Source organism: Asticcacaulis sp. P2_B1 (assembly GCF_056404915.1).
In genome coordinates this window covers 1-19,914 of record NZ_JBFUDD010000002.1, presented here as the reverse complement: position 1 = coordinate 19,914, position 19,914 = coordinate 1, and the positions used below count along the sequence as shown (strand labels likewise).

Here is a 19,914-nt window from a genome sequence, read left to right as displayed (position 1 = left end):
AGCGTTAACAGACCCATTGGCGCCGGGGAGTTTCACCATGTCAAAAGCCCGCCCACGACTCGCCGACCGCCTCTTCGCACTGGCTATCCTGGCTGCGGCCTTTACGGCCGGCGCCTCCGCCGAAGCCGCCACGCCTGGCGGCGGCAAATGCCTGTGGGACGCCCTGCCGGCCGCAACCCAAGCGGCGTATCAGTCGAACTACGTCGCCCAAGGCACGGTCGACATTGGTTTCCACGCCGCCTCGTCCGCGCATATCGCTGCGAACTATAAGACATGCGGTTTCATGCTTGATAACGAGGGACGGTGGGCCCTCGAAGGATATTCACAGCGGATCCTTGCCGAGCGCCATATCCTGCTCGTCGATGGCGTCGCACCGGAGACCCTGGACGCAATCTGGGCGGGTCTGCCCCCCGAAGCCAGGGCTCTCTACGCGACGGAAATGACCGCGGACTACAGTGGGCCTCCCCCGGATCCTGGCGTCATCACGGCCCTCGCGGTGCCTCTGGTGGCGAGCGGGAAAACCTCCCCGGACGCTATTTCCATGTTCATGGACCTAGTCGCCTATGCCGACGGCCGCGTCTTCCAGCAGATGGGCGAAGGCGCCGACTAGTCACGTCCTATCACGAAGGTTCTCCCCGCAATGTGAAGCGTCGTGTTTTGCCAATCCGGAGCGTTCAGCGCAATCCTCCTGCAGATTTTGGAGGAATGGCTATGTCCGGATTGCTGAATTCATTGTCGCGCCACGCATTCATTGCGCAGCAGATCGAGAGGATCAAGGCTGGCGTGCCGGACCTGTCGCTGGCGCGAAACCATCTGCAGGATCGTGTCGAGGCGGAGACGTCCTTGAGATTTGAACCGCGTGATCGCGCCGCGCTGCGCGCCTTCATCAGGGGCCTGAGCCGGCGCCTGAGGTCGGGTGAGATCGACGACACCACCGCCTATGCCGGCATGAACCGGCTCATCATGGCCGCCAGCTCCAATAATCCGGACGTCCTGCACATCATCTATGCCGGCGCCTAAAGCATTTCTCGTCAAATTGGACGCCGGTCCGGTGTATGAGCAAAAATCCATAACGCCCGGCGCGGTTCACCCCGACGCCGGGCTTTTTGTTTTGATATCTGGAGCGATCATCATTCATATGTGAAACAAATTTTTCCTATTGAAACTTCGTTCTGCGCCGCTTAACCTGCCCAGAAAAAGCGGCCCCAAAAACGGAGGAAATTCATGTATCGTCGCCATCTCTTGCTCGGGGCCGCCGCAGCAGCCTTCGTCCCTTCCATGCCGCATGCCCAGACCCTGCCCACACAGACCTTAACCGACGAGCAGCGCTCGGCGCAAAAGATCGCCAATACCGACCCGACTCTGGCCCCCGACCTGCTGCTGCCCGACAAGGACATGGCCTGGTGGCGCGACGCCAAGTTCGGCGTCTTCGTCCACTGGGGGCTTTACGCCATCCCGGCCCGGGGCGAGTGGTATATGTTCAACGAAAAGGTTTCGCCGGAAGACTACGCGAAACTGGCCAAGGAATTCCATCCCCGCCACTATGATCCGGACAGTTGGGCCAGGCTGGCGAAAACCGCCGGCGCCCGTTACATGGTGTTGACGGCGCGCCACCACGACGGCTTCGCCTTGTGGAACAGCCCGGCCAGCTACGGCCAATATGACGCCATGCATTCGGCGGCGCATCGCGACCTGGTCGCCCCGTTCGTCAAGGCCGTTCGCAGTCAGGGTCTGCGCGTCGGACTCTATTATTCGCCGCTCGACTGGCGCTTCCCGGCCTATTTCCACCCAAAGGAACTGCCCGACAACGCCGCCCTGTTCAAGCGGCAAACCTATGCACAGGTCGAAGAGCTGATGCGCCGCTACGGCCATATCGACATCCTGTGGTGGGACGGCGGCTGGCTGGCGCACAAGGGCACGGACGCCGACGCCGCGTGGTTCTGGCAACCGGATAAGCTGAACCGCATGGTACGCACCTACCAGCCGGAGATCGTCATCAATCCGCGCTCGGGCTGGCAGGGCGATTACGAAGAAGAAGAAGGCAGCGCGCCGATCAAGGGGCCCATTCGCGCCCGTCCGTGGGAAAAGGCATTTTCCCTCAATGGCGGCGGCTGGGGTTACACGCCGGAAGAGCAGGTGATGAACGCCGATCAGGTCGTGCGCCTGCTGGCCGACGCCGTGGTGCGCAACGGCAATGTCATCGCCAATGTCGGTCCGGACCGCGACGGCGTCATTCCGCCGAAGCAAACCGAGACACTCAAAGGCGTTGGGCTCTGGCTGAAACGCCACGGCCGGGCCGTCTACGCCACGCGCCCGGGACCGCTTCAGCCGGTCGACAATGTCTACGGCACGACCACCGCCGGCGACAGCGTCTTCGTCCATATCGTCGGCTGGCCGGCGGACGAACTGGTGCTGCCGCTCTTGCCCAGACAGGTCGTGAACGCCCGGAACCTGTCGGGCGAGGCTGTCACCTGGACCGCCGGCGCCGACGGCCACACCCTGTCCGTGCCGCCTTCCTCGCGCGGCTCCGCCGTCACCGTCATCGAACTACGGCTGGCGCCGGCCGCGCCATAAGGTATTGCGGTGACATATTACCTTAGGCCCGGCCTCTGCATTAATCCTGGAAAACGCAATCTTTTCAATGTGATCATGGTTCTTATGCAGCGCCTTGACTACTGCATAAGGCGGCCGATTCTGCCGTCGCCTCGTACCGGTTGTTTTGGGGTTGAGACACGTACCCTGATCGCCTAGAGTGACCGGGCAGGGACGGGGCTCCAAGCCCAACTTGGCTTCAAAAGCAAAAGGACAACCTCATGCCCACCCCCAAAAATACGATTTGCATCTGGTACGATAAGGACGCCGAAGCGGCCGCCAACTTCTATGCCGCTACATTTCCCGATAGTACTGTAAAGGCGGTCTATAAGGCCCCCGGAGACTTCCCGTCCGGCAAGGAAGGCGATGTCCTGACCGTCGAATTCACCGTTTTCGGCATCCCGTGCCTGGGCCTGAACGGCGGGCCCATGTTCAAACAAACCGAAGCTTTTTCCTTCCAGATCGCCACCGACGACCAGGCGGAAACCGATCTTTACTGGAACGCCATCGTCGGCAATGGCGGCCAGGAAAGCGCCTGCGGCTGGTGCAAGGATAAATGGGGCCTGTCATGGCAAATCACCCCGCGCGTCCTGACCGACGCCCTGGCCGCCGGCGGTGCCGAAGCCAAACGCGCTTTCGATGCCATGATGACCATGCACAAGATCGACGTCGCCAAAATCGAGGCCGCCCGCCGCGGCTGATCCACATCGTCCGGTAACAATCCGCCCCGGCGGGCGCATTGTTCCTTTACATGATCCGGCGGCATATCGGTCAACGGTCTGCCGCCGCCTGTGCCTGGCGGCAGCGCTGTTTTGACCGGCACAGCCCTATGGACGGAGACTGACATGGTAGACGCAGCAGACATCAAGGAACATGCCGAAGTCATCGGCGCGGACGGCGTTCACGTCGGCACGGTCGATGCGGTCGAAAACGGCCGTATCAAACTGACCAAGCCGGACGGTGGCGAAGGCAAGCACGAGGGTCATCACCACTATATCAGCCTGGGCCTGGTCGCCGATATCGAAGACGGCACCGTCCGCCTGTCGGCCAATGGTGACGTCGCGGTCACTTTCGAGGAAGAAGAAAACAGCACGACGGTCTAAATCATGCGACGGGCGTGGGGTTTCGGCCTCACGCCCGGTCGCCATGTTGCCTGTTGCGGGCGCGTGCGGCAATATCGGTAGCCGTAACACGAGGCCGTCCCATGAATATCGACCCTAAAGACTTTGCCGATCCCAAAGACTTTGCCAGCCAATGGCTGGATGCGTGGAACGCCCACGACATTGAAAAGGTGCTGTCCCACTTCCACGACGATGCGACATTCTCATCGCCCTTCGCCCGCCAAATCCTTCCGGCAACCGGTGGGAAGTTGCATGGAAAAGCCGCCATTCGCGACTATTGGACGATGGGCATTCGCGCCATTCCCGATCTCCGCTTCACTGTCGAAGAGGTCTTTGCCGGCATCGATCACCTGGTCATTCTCTACAAAAACCAGAAGGGTATCCGCGTCAGCGAAGTCCTTAAATTCGACGGCGGCCTGATCGTTGAAGGACACGGAACCTATCCGTTGGAAATCGTCAATCCGACGGGTTCCGCGTGTCGCACATAGCTATTCCGGCACATCGGCCTCGCCGGTTACCTGAAAGCTTGCCGACACCGTCGCGGCATGCCCCGGCTGGCCGCCGCCCAGATTGACCATATAGCTCCCCGGCACGACCTTGCGGCCACCGGCCTGATCGACCTGCGACAGGGCCCTGGCATCCAGCGCAATCGTCACCGGCTGGCTTTCGCCGGCCTTCAGATGCACCCGCTGGAAACCGGCCAGGACCGGATGCGCTGTGTCGCCGGGCTTGGCGAGATAGAGCTCCACGACCTCATCGCCGTCACGCGCACCGCTGTTGCGCACAGTCACGGTCGCCGTCACGCCGTCGCCGGCCTTGACCGTCGCCACCGACAACACCGGCGCGTCATAGGCGAAACTGGTATAGCTCAGGCCATGGCCGAACGGATACAGCACCGGCCCCTTGAAATAGCGGTAGGTCCGGTCCTTCATGCTATAATCTTCGAACGGCGGCAGGTCGGCGACATCGCGATAGACCGTGTAGGGCAGGCGCCCGGCGGGATTGACGTTGCCGGTCAGCACATTGGCGATGGCTTGGCCGCCGGCCTCGCCGGGATACCAGCCCTGGACCACGGCATCGGCATTCTGCACCACCCACGGATCGGAAATCTCCCCGCCGGTCAGATAGACGACAATAAGCTTCTTGCCCGTCGCCTTGACCGCTTCCAGCATCTTTTGCTGCGCTTCCGGCAAGGCCAAACTGGTGCGGTCGCCGCCCAGGAAACCCGGGAAATCGACCTTCATTTCCTCGCCTTCGAGATCGGGCGACAGGCCGACAAAGGCCACCACGACATCGCTCTGTTTGGCGGCGGCAACGGCAGCGTCGATCAAAACCGGCGTCGGCGCGATCCAGTCAAAGGACGAAGCCCGGTCCTCGGTGGCGCGGACATAGTCGATCCGCACGCTATGCGGTTTCGTGTCGGTAAAGGTGATGGGGATAAGGTGCCCCGGCTGCTCGCAATTACCGGGCGCGCACGACGCCGCGCTGGCGACGATACCGACCTTGTCCGGCGTCACGACCAGATGATCGTCGATCCACACCTTGACCTCGGGCAAAGGCTGGCCCGGCCGCGGCAACATGCGGAAGCCGATCTGATAGGCACCAGGCGCCGGCGGCGTCAGAACCCCGGTCCAGCGCACGCTGAAACCCTTGGGCTGAAAGCCTTCGGGCGCGCTTTGATAAAAATCGAAATTAATCACCGGGTCGGTGCGCGTCATCTTGGGCGCGCCGGCGAAGCTCAAATTGTCGAAATATTCGCCCTTCAGGCCATGCTCCGCACTGCCCGCGGCGACCGTCAAATAGGTCTCCGGCACCGGCATGCGCAGACCTTCGGTCAACGGCGCGCCGGCGGCATAGGCGACATGGTCGGCCCCGAACGTGGCGCGCAAGGCATCCAGCGGCAGGGACGGATCGACCGGCACGCCGGTATAATTGCCCTCAAGGCTTTGCAGCAGTTGCGCGTTCGGCCCGATAACAGCGATGCGCTCACTGCCCTTGAGCGGCAAGGTATTCTTGGTGTTGGCCAGCAGGACGATGGCTTCCTCGGCGGTCTTTAGCGCCAGGGCCCGGTGCGCCGCTGAGTCGATCTCGCTGGCCGGGATGGCGTCATATTGGCCGCCGTCAATCAAGGCCATGCGGATGCGCGCCGCCATCAAGCGCTCCAGCGACACATCGATCTCGCTCTCGCTGATCAGGCCGCGCTTCACCGCCTCTGGCAAGGCCTTATAGGTCGTGCCGCAGTCGAGATCGGCGCCAGCCTTGACCGCCGCCGCCGAAGCGGCCGCGCCGTCTGGATACTTTTTGTGGCCCGTGACCATGTCGTCGACCGAGTCGCAATCGGTGACGACGAAGCCCTTGAAGCCCCAGGCGCCGCGCAACCGGTCGCGCAGCAGCGGGCTACCGCAGGCCGGATAACCGTCGATGGCGTTATAGGCGCACATCAAGGAATCCGCCTTGCCGTCAACGATCGCCGACCGGAAGGCCGGCGTATAGGTGTCTTCCAGATCGAAAGGCGAGACGTCGACATTGAAACCGTGACGCAGCGGCTCCGGACCGGAATGGACGACGAAGTGCTTAGGGGTGGCGACACCCTTATAATATAACGGATCGTCGCCCTGGATGCCGTGAATGAAAGCCACCGCCATATGGCCGGTCAGGAACGGGTCCTCGCCATAGGTTTCCTGGCCGCGGCCCCAGCGCGGATCGCGGAAGATATTGATATTGGGCGACCAGTAATTGACGCCGTGATAGCGGTCGGTGCCGGTCGGATCGCGCAGGAGGGACGCGTTGTAATTGGCGCGGCCTTCGACGGCGATGGCGTCGCCGATATCCTGCATCAGCCCGGTATCCCAGGTGGCGGCCAGGCCGATCGCCTGGGGATAGACGGTGGCATGGCCGGCGCGCGCCAGGCCGTGCAGCACTTCGTTCCACCAGCCATAGCGCTTAAGCCCCAGCCGCGGAATCGCCGAGGCATTGTCCTGCATCTGGGCGGCTTTTTCGTCCAGCGTCATGCGTCCGACCAGGTCCTTCGCGCGCGCTTCAGGCGTCAGGCTCTTGTCGAGATAGGGGCAGGGCGCATCGCCACACGCCACGGGCGTTGCCGCATGGCTTGCCAGGGGCGCGAAGGCAATAGCCAGCATTAACGCCAATGGGGCGCAGGATGCCGAAAGACGATGGGGTGCACGAATGTTCATTATGAGTCTCCCTGGGTATTTCATCAGCCGGACCACATCTGGCGGTGGTTTCACCTGGTAGCGGTAACATTGAAAGCGCTCTCTCGTCAACAAAACACAAAAAAAGGTGCAGCGGCTGGGGAAGCCGCTGCACCTCAAGTCACCTCGGAGAAAAATCGGGTTTTATCAGAACTTCGCCGATAGGCCGAGGAAGGCCATGCGGCCCATCGGATCGTAGATGCCCGGATAGGTGTTGCCGTTGCCGAACGAGCTGAGCAGGCCGGCGGAGATGGCGGGCGGCGCCAGGTCGAAGACATTGTTCAAACCAGCGCGGACGACCATGCCGTGGCCGATGTCGTAGGTGCCGGCCAGGTCGATATAGTTATAGGCCTTGAGCGTCGGCGTGATCTTGCTTTCGGCACCGCTGACCTTGGTCGACAGGTCGACACCGCCGAAATAGCGCCAGTTGACGGACAAGGACATCGGCAGGGTCGCTGCCGTCCAGGTGGCGCGGGCATTATGGCGCCATTTCGGCTGCGGCTGGCCGCAAGTCGGACCGTAGAGGCCCTTGCAGTCATAGCTGGGCAGGCCGGGCAGGGGCTGGGTTTCGGCCTTGGTCAGGTAGGTACCCAACAGGCTGAGGTCGATCTTGCCGTGATTGTCGGTGTCGATGCGGTAATTGGCGCTCAGGTCGTAGCCGTTGGTCTTGAGGAAGCCGGTATTGACGCTGGTCGAGATGATATAGCCCTTTGGCCCGAACAGGATGCCGCCGGCGGTGTGGTCGCGGTGAAACTGCGAGCAGAAGAACGGCGTGCCGTTGCTGACGCACTGGTCGATGATCAGCGCCGGATCGACCGTCGAGATATAGCCGTCGACCTCGATGTTGAAATAGTCGAGCGATACCTGAAGGTTATGCACGAAGCTCGGCGTAGCGACGAAGCCCAGGGTCAGGGTCTTGGCCTTTTCCGGTTCCAGGCCGGGATTGCCGCCATATTGCTGGACGCAGACATCGGCCGGGCATTCGGTGATGTGACCGTATTCGGCCGCCGTCACGCCGGACACGGCGCACGCCGCGGCCGAAGCGACCGGCGTATGGCCCGAGCACGGATCCTGGGCGGCGACATTGCCAAGGCCCTGGCTGGCGAACAGTTCCGAAATATTCGGCGCGCGGACGGCTTCGTTATAGCTGGCGCGGAAGCGGATATCCCGAGTCGGCGCGTAATAGCCGTCGACCTTGAAGGTCGAGAAGTCCTTCTTGTCGCCCGTGGTCGCCTGGGAATGCGAGCTATATTGCGTGGCGCGATAGCCGGCATTGATTCCCAATGCGTAGATGCCGGGCTTGTCCTGAACGATGGGGAAATCCAGTTCGGTGAACAGTTCCTCGCTCTTGACATAGCCGTCGGCATTGTTGGTGCCGTTGGCCTGGGCCAGGGCGTCGGCCTTGAACAGCAAGGTCTCGACCCGGTGTTCGAAGCCGACCACCGCGGCCAGGCCGTCATCGGCCCAGGGCGAGGTCACGCCATAGGCGCCGAGATCGGCATTGATCGTGCCGGTGACCTGAGTCAGCTTCTGTTCGCCGTGGGTGAAGGTATTCTGATAGATATATTTGTAGCCTTCGGCGCTGAAACCGTTCGAGCTGAAGATATCGATTGGCTTACAGGCCGCATCCGTGCCGTCGACGACCGATTTACAGGTCGGGACGCCGCCGACCGACACGACCTGCATGGCCTTGCCGGCCGCGGCCTGGTTGACGTCGTTCTGATAGTTTTCATCGAACACCATCTGCGACTGGGTGGCGTTGACGTCGAACGAGATGTGGTCGTTGAAATTGCCGCGCAGGCCGGCCTGGAAGCGGTAATCGGTGTGACGCAGGTCATCGCGGCGGGGGGCGCCCTTGGCGACGCGGTAACCGACCAGGGTATGGGCGTCGGCGGTCGAGGTCGTCGAGCCGCACAAGGCCATCTTTTGCGAGTCGCTCATCAGCGGGTTGTCGCAGTTGATGGCGAAATTGGTGCCGAGCCAGATGGCGCTGGGAGCCGCCTGCGAGAAGGTATGGTCGTCCATCATCATGAAGCTGCCATAGGCTTCGACGTTGTCGGTGAACTTGTAATTGAAGAAGGCGCCGGTGGTCATCCGCTTGTCTTCGCGCTGGATATAGTTGGTCGGCGCGTAATTGTACTGGAAGCTGGCGTCATTGGGCACCCAGGTCTTGCTGCCGTCCTTGGCGTTAGACAGGTCCAGCCCGGCGCTGGGGCCGTCCAGGGGGTCGAAGCGGCCATAGGCATGATTGCCCGAACCGCCGCAGAGGAAGACGCCGGCGCCGACGTCTTCATTGAGGGCGCACGCCGAATAATCGCGCGAGTCCTGGGTCACCGGCTCGGTGCGGCGGAAGCCGAAATAGGCCGAGACATTGCCGCGATGATCGGCCAGGTCGCTGCCGATGGCGACATTGAAATTGTACTTGGTGCCGTCGGTGACGTGCGACTTGGCCGACGGGAAACCTTTCGCGGCCTGGACGGCGCGCAAGCTCTCGTCGTCATTGTCGTGTTGATAAACACTGACCTGCGAGTCGAAACGGATGCCGTTCAGGTGTTTCAGCATGACGAAGTTGACGACACCGGAAATGGCGTCGGAGCCGTAGACGGCCGAGGCGCCGCCGCTCAGGACGTCGATGCGGTCGACCATCGAGGACGGGATGAAGTTCACGTCGACCGCCAGGGTCGGCAACATGCGCTGACCGTCGATCAGGACGAGATTGCGGTTGGAGCCAAGGCCGCGCAAATTGATATTGGCGGTGCCGTCGGAACCGTTGGAGACGTTTTCATTGGCGTCGGCGACGAATTGCGGCAGGCGGTTCAGCACGGCTTCCACCGAGTTGACGCCCTGGAGCTTGATTTCCTGCGCATCGATCGTGGTGATCGGGCTGTTGCTCTTCAGGTTCGGACGGTGGATGCGCGTGCCGGTGATAACAACCTCGACACTGTCGTCCGCCGCGGCCGGCGCTGGCGCTGTTTGTGCCTGCGCCTGACAGGTCATCAGACCTGTAATCAAGGCGGCGCTGGCCGCCCCCGACATAAAGATGAAACGTTTGAAATTCTTACGCATGTGAGATCCTTCCCGGAGCACGGCATCGCCATGGTGTTTTTTTGTGGTCGAACGCAACTGGCGGGAGGACATCATGTCGGACATTTAGTGTCAAATATAAATTATACGATTTTGTCGCAATGTGTCCGGTTCGTAACGATGTGTTACTTTTTTATCAGCCTGATTTTTGGAGAATACCCGCCAAATCATTGGCTATTTTGGCGTTTTATACCCGAAAAGCGAAATTTTGCCGCGAAGGGAAGGTCGGTTTAACGATCACGGCAATGTGTATAATATATACAAATGAATGCGTTTTGATCGTAAAAAAAGCGATAAGTCACGGAATTAAGTGCAATTTTAGCGTATAATGTATAATCTGACAGTCTCCATTATCTGTCTGAGTTCAGCCATGCCCGTCATTGCGATTGTTGAGTCGGTCACGGCCGAGCGTTTTGCCGAAGTCCGCGCCGGCGGCCGTCCCGCCGTTCTGAAAGGGGCGGTGGCTCCTTGGCCGGCGGTCAAGCTGGGGCTGCAATCCGACGAAGCCCTGATCGACTATCTCAAGGGCCACGATAATGGCCAGGTCGCGGGCGTCTATGTCGGCCCTCCGGAGATTGCCGGCCGCTTCTTCTACGGTGCCGACACCCACAGCCGCAATTACCGTCATGGTCCGGCGCCGATCCCGCAAGCGCTCGACCGCCTGCTTGAGGAGCGCGAGGCGGCGCAACCGCATGCCGTCTATGTCCAGTCGACCCTGATCTCGCAACACATGCCGGGGTTCAAAGCCGACAACCGGCTCGACCTTTTGCCGGCCAAGGTGGAACCGCGCATATGGATCGGCAACGCCGCCGTCACCCGCGCCCATTATGACCTCAATCACAACATCGCCTGCGTCGTCGCCGGCCGCCGGCGCTTCCTGCTCTTTCCGCCTGAACAACTGGTCAATCTCTATCCCGGCCCGTTCGATCGCACCATCGGTGGCGTGCCGGTCAGCATGGTCGACGCCGACAACCCCGATCTCAATGCCTACCCGCGGTTTGCCGAGGCACAAAAGGTCATGCTGACGGCCGATCTCGAACCCGGCGATGCCCTCTATATTCCCTATGGCTGGTGGCACCAAGTCCATTCGCTGTCACCCTTCAATGTCCTGGTCAATTACTGGTGGGACGATGCGCCGGCCACGACGCCGCCCTATGAAGCACTGTTCCACGGCATTTTGGCCCTGCGCGACATGCCCGAAGACCACCGGCGCCTGTGGCGTTCTCTCTATGACTATTATATCTTTGGCGCTCACGGCGATCCGGTCGCCCATCTCAAACCTGTGGATCGCGGTTGGCTGGGGCCCCTGACGCCGGGTCTCGTCGGCAATCTTAAAAAGTGGATTATCGGCACCCTGAGTCGTTGAGCGCGCGGCCCCGGTTTGGTACGCCTAAACTATGACCGTCTATATCGATGACATGTATCGCTACGCCATCGGCCAATTTCGCGGCATGCAGATGTCGCATATGATCGCCGACAGCGCGACCGAACTGCACGCCGTCGCGGCGCGTATCGGCATGAAGCGTGAATGGTACCAGGGCGATCACTACGATGTGCCCCTGACGCGTCGCGATCAGGCCATTGCCGTCGGCGCGGTCGTTATCACCTATCGCCAATGCGGCATGATGCGCCGTCGCCTTATCGTCGAAGGCCGCTGCGGCCGACCGGAAGAAGCGTCAGCCTGGTATGCCGGCTGGCTGGCGCAGCGCAAAGAGACTTAGGCGTCAACCGTATCGAACGCAGCCAGTATCTCTACCGGAAGATGCAAGTCTGCGGCCCGCACATTGTCGCGCAGGTGAGCGACCGACGACGTTCCCGGGATAAGCAGGATGTTGGGCGAGCGCTGCAGCAGCCAGGCCAGGGCGACCTGCATGGGCGTGGCGCCGAGGGCTGTCGCCGCGTCGGCCAGGGCCTGGGACTGTAACGGCGAAAAGCCACCAAGTGGAAAGTAGGGAACATAGGCGACCTGCTGCACCGCCAAATCGTCGATAAAGGCATCGTCGCCACGATGCGCTAGGTTGTACTGGTTCTGTACACAGACGATTGGTGCGATCTTCATGCCTTCGGCAAATTGGCCGGGTGTTACGGTGCTCAGGCCGATATGACGGATCAAGCCCCTGTGTTGCAACTCGGCCAGGACGGTCAGGGGCGCTTCGAGCGACGTATCGACCGGTCCGGCCGCGCCGCCGAGGCGCAGATTGACGACATCGAGCCGCTCGAGACCGAGATTGCGCAAATTATCGTGAACAGCCGCGGTCAGGTCTTGGGCCGAGGCCGCCGGCAGCCATGACGCATCGTCGCCGCGTTTGAAGCCGACCTTGGTGACAATCGTCAAATCATCGGGATACGGGTGCAGGGCTTCCTTGATGAGCCGGTTGGTGACACGTGGACCGTAAAAGTCCGACGTGTCGATGTGATTGATGCCGAGTGCGATAGCTTCGCGCAAGACGGCCAGGGCAGCGGCATGGTCGCGCGGCGGGCCCCAGACATGCGGCCCGGCCAATTGCATGGCACCGTAGCCCATGCGGTTGAGATCGAGGCCGGTACCGGCCGGGGTAAAGCTGCTGGCTGTGGTCATGCGGGCGCTCCTGCGGACGATAATCCTCTATATGGGTATGAAGCCGGCGCTCGGTAGGCCTTGCCCGCGCAATACGGACTCAACCCAAGCCCCGCCACGTTCACAAACACTGTGTACAAGGATTAACCCATTTTCAATCGAAAGTAGTTATGGTCAAGTGTGCGGCACAACTTCGTATGTGGCGTGCGTTTGAGTAGGACGACCATGCAGGCCCTTGATCAGGAGATGACTACATCCGGCATCGTGCAGGTCGGCAAAAGCGGCTTCCACACGTTGACGGTCAGCGAATCCGAAGGCATCGAGATCATCGCGCGCCTGCGTGAGACTCAAGGTGATGTCCTCGGCCGCGCCTTCCTGCTCAATCTCGATCAGATCATTGTCCGGCTCGGCCCCCGCTGGGAAGCCAAACAGGCCCTGGTGCGCGAGCACCTCAAAACCAATTTCGGCCATCGTTTTCAGGAACCCAACTGGTGCGCCCAGATACTGGAAAACGCCTGGCTGGGCGTGGCCATCACGGCCACCGCCCGCACCGGCGCGCTGAAATGCGCCGAGATATGGAAAGAAACCGGCGAGTTTTTTGTCGGCGACCTGTCCGATGCCGAACTGCCCCTGTTCGAGGTCGTGGTCGAAGCCGCCGACCGGCTTAAACTCCGCTTGATCGACCTGAATACCTATTACGATCGTGGCGACGATTTCGGTGCCCGTAGCGCTGTGCGGCCCCAGATCGCCGGGCCCGAGCCGGCGGCGGCCCCGCGCCCCAACCTCTCCGTCGGCACCATGACGCCGATCCAGCGTCCAACCATGACCAGCGCACCGGTCGTCATCGCCGGGCGTGACCTCCAGGTCGCCTGCGCCGTCGAGCCGGTCTTCGAACTCAAAAATCTCAGCATGATCGGCCACCGGCTGGAACCGCTGGTTATCGACCGGACTGGTAATGTCCACCTCGACAGCAAGGCCCTGAAAAGCATGGATTGGGTCGATCGCGAAAAGGTCGACCTGGCCAATATCGAGGAGGGCCTGCGCCTGTTGCGTGCCCGCTCGCCCGGTCAGCGCAAGATACTGATCGTCGTTCCGGTCGCCTTTTCCACCATGGCCTCGGTGCGCGGCCGCAGCCAGGCGACGGGCGCCGTATCGAAAGCCGCCGCCGAAATGGGTATGAAGGTGCTGTACGAAATCCGCGGTCTGGGGGGCGTGCCCGCTCACCGCATCATGGAAATCGTTTCGCTGATCAAGCCCTACTGCATGACGGTTGTCGGTCACGTCGCCTCTGACCGGCGCTCGATCGATGCCGTGCGTCAATCCGGCTTTTCCGGCGTTTGCCTGACCTATGACGGCGTCGTGCGCGATCAGGCCGCGCTTCAAGAGCATCTGAAGGAGCTCAGCACCGCCGCCAAGGCCGCCGCCGGCGCCTGCATGATGCAAGGTTTCGATAATCTGCGCCAACTGGCCGTCGCCCGTCTGGCCGGTGTCAGCCATGCCAGCGTGAAAACATCGGCCCTTCTGGCGACCGGAAGCGGTTCGTAAAACCTCGCATGCCAAGCTCATTCTTTTAGTACCGCTTACCTTTCCGAGACCGCCCATGACATCCAAAGCGCAACCCAAAGCCCTACTTTGCGCCATCAGCAATGGCGCCTATGTCAGCCTGGCCCTGGCCGAACCCGGGCAGCGCCCGCAGACCATCAATCGTTATGCCTGCACCGGTCTCGCCGATTTCAACGAAGCCGCGCTCAGATTCCTGGACGACCACGACCGGCCCGAACTGACCGGAGCAGCCTTCGCTACGTCGGGTTGGGAGGTCGACGGCGAGGTCGACCTGGTCCATTACGGCTTTCGCGTCAGCCGCAGCGGTCTGCGCGACCTGCTCAACGTATCGCGCGCCAATATCGTCAATAAGTTCGTCGCCAGGGCCCTGGCCATTCCGACCCTCCGCGACCATGAACGTGTCCAGGTCTGCGGCGGTGAAGTCAAGCCCGAGCAGGTCATCGTCATACTGGGGCCGAATGTCGGCTTCGGTGGCGCCCTGCTGGCGCCTGACGGCATGGGCCGATGGACGGCGTCGCACTGCGAAGGCGGCCATGCCGATTTCGCACCCGGCAACCTGCTCGAAGTCGAGATCCTGAAGCTGTTGATGGCGAAATACGGTCATGTGTCGCGTGAACGCGCCGTGTCCATCCCCGGCCTCGTCGAACTCTACCAATGCCTGACCCAGATTGACGGCGACGAGGTAACGAACATTAGCGCCGAGGAAATCGTCGCCCTGGCCTATGCCGAGCAGGACCGCGCCCTGCGGGCGATCCGTGTCCAAACCGAAATCTTCGCCGGCACGGCGTCGGACTTTGCCCTCATTACTGGGGCGCGCGGCGGAGTCTATCTCAGCGGGGACCTGCTGGAACTGCTCGGCGACCTGTTCGATCACAATGTGTTTTCGGACCGGTTCCACGCCAAGGGCCGCGTATCCAGTTTTGTCCGCGACATCCCGGTCTTCAAGGTGACCGCCGAGGAGGAAGAAATCGTTGGCCTGAGTACTCTGTTCGGCTGAAAACGCCAGCTATCTGAAGCGGTTCGTAAAGGTTTTCATGGTAAACCCATTGTCTCAATGCCGCTTGTCTTTCCGGGGCCGTCTATGACAACCAAAGCACTTCTGTGTGCCATCAGCAACGGCACCTTCGTCAGCCTGGCTCTGGCCGAGCCCGGACAGCGCCCCGAAACCATCAGCCGCTATGCCTGCACCAGTCTCAGCGATTTCAACGAGGCGGTGCTGCGGTTCCTGCACGACAACGATCATCCCAAACTGACTGGCGCCGCCTTCTCCACCTCGGGATGGGAAGTCGACGGCGAAGTCGATCTGGTTCACTACGGTTTTCGTCTCAGCCGCGGTGGTCTGCGCGACCTGCTCAATGTGTCGCGCGTCAATATCGTCAACGAATTCGTCGGCCGGGCGCTGGCCATTCCGACCCTGGGTGAGCATGAACGCGTCCAGGTCTGTGGCGGTGAAGCCAAGCCCGAGCAGGTCATCGTCATATTGGGGCCGACCGTCGGCTTCGGCGGCGCCTTGTTGGCGCCCGATGGCATGGGGCGATGGACGGCCTCGCACTGTGAGGGCGGCCACGCGGATTTCCCACCGGGTAATCTGCTCGAAGTCGAGATCCTCAAGCTACTGATGGCGAAATACGGCCATGTGTCCCGTGAACGCGCCGTGTCGATCCCCGGCCTCGTCGAACTCTACCAATGTTTGGCGCAGATCGACGGCGACGAGGTTGACGACCTCAGCGCCGAGGAAATCGTCGCCCTGGCCTATGCCGAGCAGGACCGCGCCGTGCGGACGATCCGCGTCCAAACCGAAATCTTCGCTGGCACGGCATCTGACTTTGCCCTGATTACTGGGGCGCGCGGCGGCGTCTATCTCAGCGGGGACTTGCTAGAACTGCTCGGCGACCTGTTCGATCACAACGTGTTTTCGGACCGTTTCCATGCCAAGGGCCGCGTATCCAGCTTTGTCCGCGACATTCCGGTCTTCAAGGTGACCGCCGAGGACGAGGAAATCGTCGGTTTGAGCACCCTGTTCGGCTGAGACCGTGAACGGCTCGCTCTCACGCCACCACCGGCCGCACATTGGCCTCGATGAGTTTGCCGCGGCGGATCAGCGTCAGGTGCGCATCGCGTAAAGCCGCTTCCTCGGTGAGTTGTTTATGCAGGGCGTCGACGCCGGAAATATAGGTCTCGTCCCAGCGCAACACGATATCGCCGGCGTGCAGGGTCAGGGAATGCGCCGCCTCGCTGATCATGACGGCGCTGGCATGGGGATGACCGGTAGCGCGTTGCACCCGGCGGTCCAGCATGATGGTCTGTGCCGCGATACCCAGTCGCGACCGCCGCACCCGGCCGTCACGCATCAGCCGCATGGCGACATCGAAAGCCGTATCGATGCCGATGGCGAAACAGATGCCCTGGGCGCCGCCGGCCATGGCGGTATTGATGCCGATGACGCGGCCGTGGCTGTCGACCAAGGGGCCGCCGGAATTGCCCGGATTAAGCGGGGCGTCGGTCTGAATGACGCTGTCGATCAGGCGGCCCGACTGCGATCGCAGGGTGCGGCCCAGCGCGCTGACAATGCCGGCGGTGACGGTGGCCTGATAGCCGAGCGGATTGCCGACGGCGATGGCCAGCTGGCCGACGCGCAAGGCCGACGACCGCCCCAGTTCGGCGTGGATCAGATCATTGCCGCTGACGCGCAGCACGGCCAGGTCGCTTTCCGGATCGTCGCCGACCAGAGAAGCTTCGAGATCACGGCCGTCGGTTAGCGACACACGCAATGCCTTGGCTTTGCTGACGACGTGGCTGTTGGTCATGAGATAGCCGTCGGGTGTGAACAGAACGGCGGAACCGTGGCCCATGGGCCGGCCGTCGCCGCTCAGGGCATTGACCTTGGCGACGGCGGGACCGACGCGGTCGAAGGCGCGCGATACGGCCTCGGAATAGGGATCGAGCGGCAGGTCATCATCGGGAACGTAAAGGGGCTGGGTCATGCCATTACAGGTGAAAACCCGGGCGGTGCAGGACAACCCGGTCATTTGACCGGTAGGCGACCCGGCCATACAGCCGATATCCGGCGGGGCGTGCAAAGGCGATAAGTATCCCCATCTTAAGGAGCACTATGATGTCCACGAACCCCAATCTCTTTGCCGATCTCTCCGATAGTCTGGCCGACAACGTCGCTCTGGCCGCGCCGCGCGTCGTTGCCTTGCAGATGCGCCACGGACGTCACCTGACCGCCACCCTATGGCGCGATGACCTGATCATTGCCTCGGAGCAAGCCCTGCCGCAGCGTGAGACGTTCCCGGTCGTGCTGAGCGATGGCAGCGAAGGTGAAGCCACCCTGTTGGGTCGCGACGACGGCAGCAATATCGCCCTGCTGCGCCTGTCGACCGCGATAGCGCTGACGACGCCAGCGGCAGGCACCCTGCGCACCGGCGGCCTGGCTCTGGCGGTCGGGGCACGCAAGGATGGCGCGGCGACGGCCTGCCTCGGCGTCGTCAATCAGGTCGGCCCGGCCTGGCACAGCTCCCACGGCGGCAAGATCGACGCCCATATCAAGCTCGACCTCGGCATGGCCTATTCGGAAGAGGGCGGCCCGGTCGTGGCGCCCGATGGCGGTATCGTCGGCATGTCGACCTTCGGACCGCGTGGCCAGGTCATGGTCATTCCGCACGCCACGATCGAGCGGGTTATCCCCGATTTGTTAAAGGGCGGCCGGGTGGCGCGCGGCTGGCTGGGCGCGGCCTTGCAGCCCGTGGCGGTTCCGGAAACGGACGGAAAAGGACCGGCGCGCGGCTTTATGGTGATGTCGGTTAGCGACGGTGCGCCGGCGGCCATGGGCGGCCTGGTGCCCGGCGATATCCTGGTCGCCTTTGCCGGCCAGCCGGTTGGGCGCGTGGCGCGACTGGCCTCGCATCTCGGCCCCGACAGCATCGGCAAACCGCTGGAACTCAGCGTCCTGCGCGGCGGCAACGTCCAGACCATCACCGTCACCGTTACCGAACGCCCCGCCGAATGAACCCCCTGTCCGTGTCTCAATCAGCCCGCATGATTGCCGTCCATATCACGTCCGATGTCGACGGCGCCGTGCGCGCGTGGTTGGCGGATGCGGACATGGTCGTGGTCGAACGGATCGACGCCGCCGACGTGGTGTTGGCGGGTCCAGAGGGCTTACCGGGCAGCGATGTACCCGTAGTGACCCTGGGCGGCAAGACCGGCGCCGGGCAACTGGCGCGCCATGCCGCCCTCGAACAGATCGAAGCCGCCCTGCGCGCCGCCGCCGCGGGTTTGATCGTCCACATGCCCGACCGCGGCACAGGCTTCGGCCCGCTGAATGAGCCGACGACGGCCGACCTGCTGACGCCGCGCGAGGTCGAGGTTCTGGCGGCCATGGGGCAGGGTGGCAGCAACAAGACCATCGCGCGCCAGCTCGGCATATCGCTGCACACGGTCAAATTCTATGTCGAGGCCATCTTTCGCAAACTCGATGCCCATTCTCGCGCCGAGGCCGTCGCCAAGGGCCTGAAACGGCAGGCCAACCAAACGGTTCGATTATAGGGGTTTAGTGACGGCCGTGTCCGCCACCATTCGACCAACCACGCGATCGCTTTCTCGGTCGCTATCCTGCAAGCCTTTGACGACATTGTCGCGATCTTCAAGACTGCGGTTTTGGCTCATCTTCTTTTTGGCGTCGATACGGGTGATGGTCAATCGCACGCCGACGATCCGGCGCAGTAGCAAGGCAATATAGTCCGGCGGCGCGTCGCTGACCGCCCAGGGCTCTGCTCGCGATCCTTCGTGAAGCTGCGTCAGGCGAGTGATGACCGCGAGCAGGCGTTCGCTGTCGTCGAAATATTCGACGGGCCCGTACGCATGGACGGCAAGGTAGTTCCATGTCGGCACGACCTTGCCGTCGACGGCCTTGTTGGGGTACCAGGACGGCGAAATATAGGCGTCCGGGCCCATAAAAATGGCGAGGGCCTCGGCAGTGGGCTGGCTTTGCCATTGCGGATTGGCACGGGCGACATGGCCGTAAAGGACGCCGTGTTCGCCCTCGTCGGGCGCCAGGTACATGGGTATCGGATTGGCGACGAGACCGTCGGCCGTCGCAGTGACGAAGCTGCACAGGCCGCCCGCAGTCATCAGGGTTTTGGCATCATCATCGCGGAAATGGGCTGGGTTATACATGTCAGGGCCTGTTCAACAGCCAGGAGTAATTGTCCTGTAAAATCTCCGCCGGGACGTTCTCCGTCAGGATAACGTGCAAATCAGCCAGGGTTACGCTGCGCAGCTTGGCGCGCCAGGCTTCGTCGGCCTGCCACATGATGCGGGCGATGCCACACGGCTTGTCGTCGCAATAACCGGCCGGCAGGCAGGGATTGTTGAAGCGGATATTGGTGCAAAAAAAGGTCGAACTCTTGCCTTCGACGGCCTCGACGACATCGAGAAAGCTGATCTCCGCGGCCGGTTTGGCCAGCCGATACCCGCCGCTTGGACCTAAAGTACTGATCACAAGACCGGCCGTCGACAGCCCTTGTAAGGCTTTGGATAGATATTCCTTGGGCACGCCATGGAACTCCGCCAGGGTCTTGGTCGCCAGATAGCGCTCGGGCGGCAGGCCGGACAGAATGGAGCAGCAGTGCAGCGCCCATTCAACCTGATTTCGTAGAATCATCGCCTAAGCCTTTCACGTCTAGGACCTCTCACGCGAGTTCGAAACGAGACGCCCCACCACCGCATCTAGAAAGCTGCGCTTTCGTCGTGCGGTCCCCCTCCCCGGCAAGCGGGGAGG

19 protein-coding genes are annotated in these 19,914 nt (G+C 62.1%); 13 read left to right on the top strand and 6 right to left on the bottom strand.

Annotated elements, in window-relative coordinates; all coding sequences use genetic code 11:
• Positions 1–37: 37 nt before the first annotated feature.
• From AC1DX3_RS04530 to AC1DX3_RS04505, 6 genes are all read left to right on the top strand, one after another.
• Complete coding sequence (locus tag AC1DX3_RS04530) at positions 38–610, top strand: hypothetical protein (RefSeq protein ID WP_476988052.1); 573 nt, start codon at positions 38–40, stop codon at positions 608–610.
• A gap of 101 nt (positions 611–711) precedes the next feature.
• Complete coding sequence (locus AC1DX3_RS04525) at positions 712–1,020, top strand: hypothetical protein (RefSeq protein WP_476988051.1); 309 nt, start codon at positions 712–714, stop codon at positions 1,018–1,020.
• A gap of 204 nt (positions 1,021–1,224) precedes the next feature.
• Positions 1,225–2,574: an alpha-L-fucosidase gene (locus AC1DX3_RS04520; RefSeq protein WP_476988050.1), complete on the top strand. Its 1,350-nt coding sequence runs from the start codon at positions 1,225–1,227 to the stop codon at positions 2,572–2,574.
• Positions 2,575–2,813: 239 nt separating this feature from the next.
• Positions 2,814–3,293 carry a VOC family protein gene (locus AC1DX3_RS04515; RefSeq protein WP_476988049.1) on the top strand — a complete coding sequence of 160 codons (480 nt, stop codon included), beginning with the start codon at positions 2,814–2,816 and terminating at the stop codon, positions 3,291–3,293.
• A gap of 144 nt (positions 3,294–3,437) precedes the next feature.
• Entirely contained in the window at positions 3,438–3,695 is a 258-nt protein-coding gene (locus AC1DX3_RS04510) for a DUF2171 domain-containing protein (RefSeq protein WP_476988048.1), read from the top strand.
• 101 nt (positions 3,696–3,796) lie between these two features.
• The gene (locus AC1DX3_RS04505) at positions 3,797–4,201 is read left to right on the top strand and encodes a nuclear transport factor 2 family protein (protein WP_476988047.1); all 405 of its coding nucleotides are present in this window, start codon (positions 3,797–3,799) and stop codon (positions 4,199–4,201) included.
• Here the strand turns inward: AC1DX3_RS04505 and AC1DX3_RS04500 are convergent, their stop codons facing one another.
• Together AC1DX3_RS04500 and AC1DX3_RS04495 are read right to left on the bottom strand one after the other, a co-directional pair.
• Positions 4,202–6,907, bottom strand: a complete 2,706-nt coding sequence (locus AC1DX3_RS04500) for a glycoside hydrolase family 3 C-terminal domain-containing protein (RefSeq protein WP_476988046.1) — start codon at positions 6,905–6,907, stop codon at positions 4,202–4,204.
• A 165-nt stretch (positions 6,908–7,072) separates the two neighbouring features.
• The gene (locus AC1DX3_RS04495) at positions 7,073–9,991 is read right to left on the bottom strand and encodes a TonB-dependent receptor domain-containing protein (protein ID WP_476988045.1); all 2,919 of its coding nucleotides are present in this window, start codon (positions 9,989–9,991) and stop codon (positions 7,073–7,075) included.
• 388 nt (positions 9,992–10,379) lie between these two features.
• Here AC1DX3_RS04495 and AC1DX3_RS04490 point away from each other — a divergent pair, with 388 nt between their 5' ends.
• Both AC1DX3_RS04490 and AC1DX3_RS04485 read left to right on the top strand, forming a co-directional pair.
• Positions 10,380–11,375, top strand: coding sequence for a cupin-like domain-containing protein (locus AC1DX3_RS04490; RefSeq protein ID WP_476988044.1), 996 nt, complete (start codon positions 10,380–10,382; stop codon positions 11,373–11,375).
• 31 nt (positions 11,376–11,406) lie between these two features.
• Positions 11,407–11,730, top strand: a complete 324-nt coding sequence (locus AC1DX3_RS04485; RefSeq protein WP_476988043.1) for a DUF4031 domain-containing protein — start codon at positions 11,407–11,409, stop codon at positions 11,728–11,730.
• On the opposite strand, the gene AC1DX3_RS04480 is transcribed toward AC1DX3_RS04485, so the two are convergent.
• Entirely contained in the window at positions 11,727–12,587 is an 861-nt protein-coding gene (locus AC1DX3_RS04480; RefSeq protein ID WP_476988042.1) for an aldo/keto reductase family oxidoreductase, read from the bottom strand. The genes AC1DX3_RS04485 and AC1DX3_RS04480 overlap by 4 nt on opposite strands.
• 204 nt (positions 12,588–12,791) lie before the next feature.
• On the opposite strand from AC1DX3_RS04480, the gene AC1DX3_RS04475 reads away from it, so the two are divergent.
• The 3 genes from AC1DX3_RS04475 to AC1DX3_RS04465 all read left to right on the top strand — a co-directional run bounded on the left by AC1DX3_RS04475 (position 12,792) and on the right by AC1DX3_RS04465 (position 16,158).
• Positions 12,792–14,111 (top strand): hypothetical protein, encoded by a 1,320-nt coding sequence (locus AC1DX3_RS04475; protein WP_476988041.1) that lies wholly within the window; start codon positions 12,792–12,794, stop codon positions 14,109–14,111.
• Positions 14,112–14,166: 55 nt separating this feature from the next.
• A complete protein-coding gene (locus AC1DX3_RS04470) occupies positions 14,167–15,126 on the top strand; it encodes a glucokinase (protein WP_476988040.1) in 960 nt (319 codons plus the stop codon).
• An 84-nt stretch (positions 15,127–15,210) separates the two neighbouring features.
• Positions 15,211–16,158 (top strand): glucokinase, encoded by a 948-nt coding sequence (locus AC1DX3_RS04465; protein ID WP_476988039.1) that lies wholly within the window; start codon positions 15,211–15,213, stop codon positions 16,156–16,158.
• A gap of 19 nt (positions 16,159–16,177) precedes the next feature.
• Here AC1DX3_RS04465 and AC1DX3_RS04460 read toward each other — a convergent pair whose 3' ends face one another.
• Complete coding sequence (locus AC1DX3_RS04460) at positions 16,178–17,182, bottom strand: S1C family serine protease (RefSeq protein WP_476988038.1); 1,005 nt, start codon at positions 17,180–17,182, stop codon at positions 16,178–16,180.
• Between the two features lie 62 nt (positions 17,183–17,244).
• Between AC1DX3_RS04460 and AC1DX3_RS04455 the strand changes: the two genes are divergently transcribed.
• Positions 17,245–18,141 carry a S1C family serine protease gene (locus AC1DX3_RS04455; RefSeq protein ID WP_476988037.1) on the top strand — a complete coding sequence of 299 codons (897 nt, stop codon included), beginning with the start codon at positions 17,245–17,247 and terminating at the stop codon, positions 18,139–18,141.
• 11 nt (positions 18,142–18,152) lie between these two features.
• Positions 18,153–18,680 carry a helix-turn-helix transcriptional regulator gene (locus AC1DX3_RS04450; RefSeq protein WP_476988036.1) on the top strand — a complete coding sequence of 176 codons (528 nt, stop codon included), beginning with the start codon at positions 18,153–18,155 and terminating at the stop codon, positions 18,678–18,680.
• Here AC1DX3_RS04450 and AC1DX3_RS04445 read toward each other — a convergent pair.
• Positions 18,675–19,310, bottom strand: a complete 636-nt coding sequence (locus tag AC1DX3_RS04445) for an FMN-binding negative transcriptional regulator (protein ID WP_476988035.1) — start codon at positions 19,308–19,310, stop codon at positions 18,675–18,677. The genes AC1DX3_RS04450 and AC1DX3_RS04445 overlap by 6 nt on opposite strands.
• Position 19,311: 1 nt before the next feature.
• On the bottom strand, positions 19,312–19,797 hold the full coding sequence (locus AC1DX3_RS04440; RefSeq protein ID WP_476988034.1) for an RrF2 family transcriptional regulator: 486 nt from the start codon (positions 19,795–19,797) through the stop codon (positions 19,312–19,314).
• Between the last annotated feature and the right edge of the window lie 117 nt (positions 19,798–19,914).

Bases quoted from the DNA above. Each gene is read 5' to 3' on its own strand.
- AC1DX3_RS04475 (WP_476988041.1), top strand. From the start codon at position 12,792: ATGCAGGCCCTTGATCAGGAGATGACTACATCCGGCATCGTGCAGGTC.
- AC1DX3_RS04470 (WP_476988040.1), top strand. From the start codon at position 14,167: ATGACATCCAAAGCGCAACCCAAAGCCCTACTTTGCGCCATCAGCAAT.
- AC1DX3_RS04465 (WP_476988039.1), top strand. From the start codon at position 15,211: ATGACAACCAAAGCACTTCTGTGTGCCATCAGCAACGGCACCTTCGTC.
- AC1DX3_RS04440 (WP_476988034.1), bottom strand. From the start codon at position 19,797: ATGATTCTACGAAATCAGGTTGAATGGGCGCTGCACTGCTGCTCCATT.
- AC1DX3_RS04460 (WP_476988038.1), bottom strand. From the start codon at position 17,182: ATGGCCGGGTCGCCTACCGGTCAAATGACCGGGTTGTCCTGCACCGCC.
- AC1DX3_RS04455 (WP_476988037.1), top strand. From the start codon at position 17,245: ATGTCCACGAACCCCAATCTCTTTGCCGATCTCTCCGATAGTCTGGCC.
- AC1DX3_RS04520 (WP_476988050.1), top strand. From the start codon at position 1,225: ATGTATCGTCGCCATCTCTTGCTCGGGGCCGCCGCAGCAGCCTTCGTC.
- AC1DX3_RS04530 (WP_476988052.1), top strand. From the start codon at position 38: ATGTCAAAAGCCCGCCCACGACTCGCCGACCGCCTCTTCGCACTGGCT.
- AC1DX3_RS04500 (WP_476988046.1), bottom strand. From the start codon at position 6,907: ATGAACATTCGTGCACCCCATCGTCTTTCGGCATCCTGCGCCCCATTG.
- AC1DX3_RS04480 (WP_476988042.1), bottom strand. From the start codon at position 12,587: ATGACCACAGCCAGCAGCTTTACCCCGGCCGGTACCGGCCTCGATCTC.
- AC1DX3_RS04485 (WP_476988043.1), top strand. From the start codon at position 11,407: ATGACCGTCTATATCGATGACATGTATCGCTACGCCATCGGCCAATTT.
- AC1DX3_RS04495 (WP_476988045.1), bottom strand. From the start codon at position 9,991: ATGCGTAAGAATTTCAAACGTTTCATCTTTATGTCGGGGGCGGCCAGC.
- AC1DX3_RS04445 (WP_476988035.1), bottom strand. From the start codon at position 19,310: ATGTATAACCCAGCCCATTTCCGCGATGATGATGCCAAAACCCTGATG.
- AC1DX3_RS04515 (WP_476988049.1), top strand. From the start codon at position 2,814: ATGCCCACCCCCAAAAATACGATTTGCATCTGGTACGATAAGGACGCC.
- AC1DX3_RS04490 (WP_476988044.1), top strand. From the start codon at position 10,380: ATGCCCGTCATTGCGATTGTTGAGTCGGTCACGGCCGAGCGTTTTGCC.
- AC1DX3_RS04525 (WP_476988051.1), top strand. From the start codon at position 712: ATGTCCGGATTGCTGAATTCATTGTCGCGCCACGCATTCATTGCGCAG.
- AC1DX3_RS04505 (WP_476988047.1), top strand. From the start codon at position 3,797: ATGAATATCGACCCTAAAGACTTTGCCGATCCCAAAGACTTTGCCAGC.
- AC1DX3_RS04510 (WP_476988048.1), top strand. From the start codon at position 3,438: ATGGTAGACGCAGCAGACATCAAGGAACATGCCGAAGTCATCGGCGCG.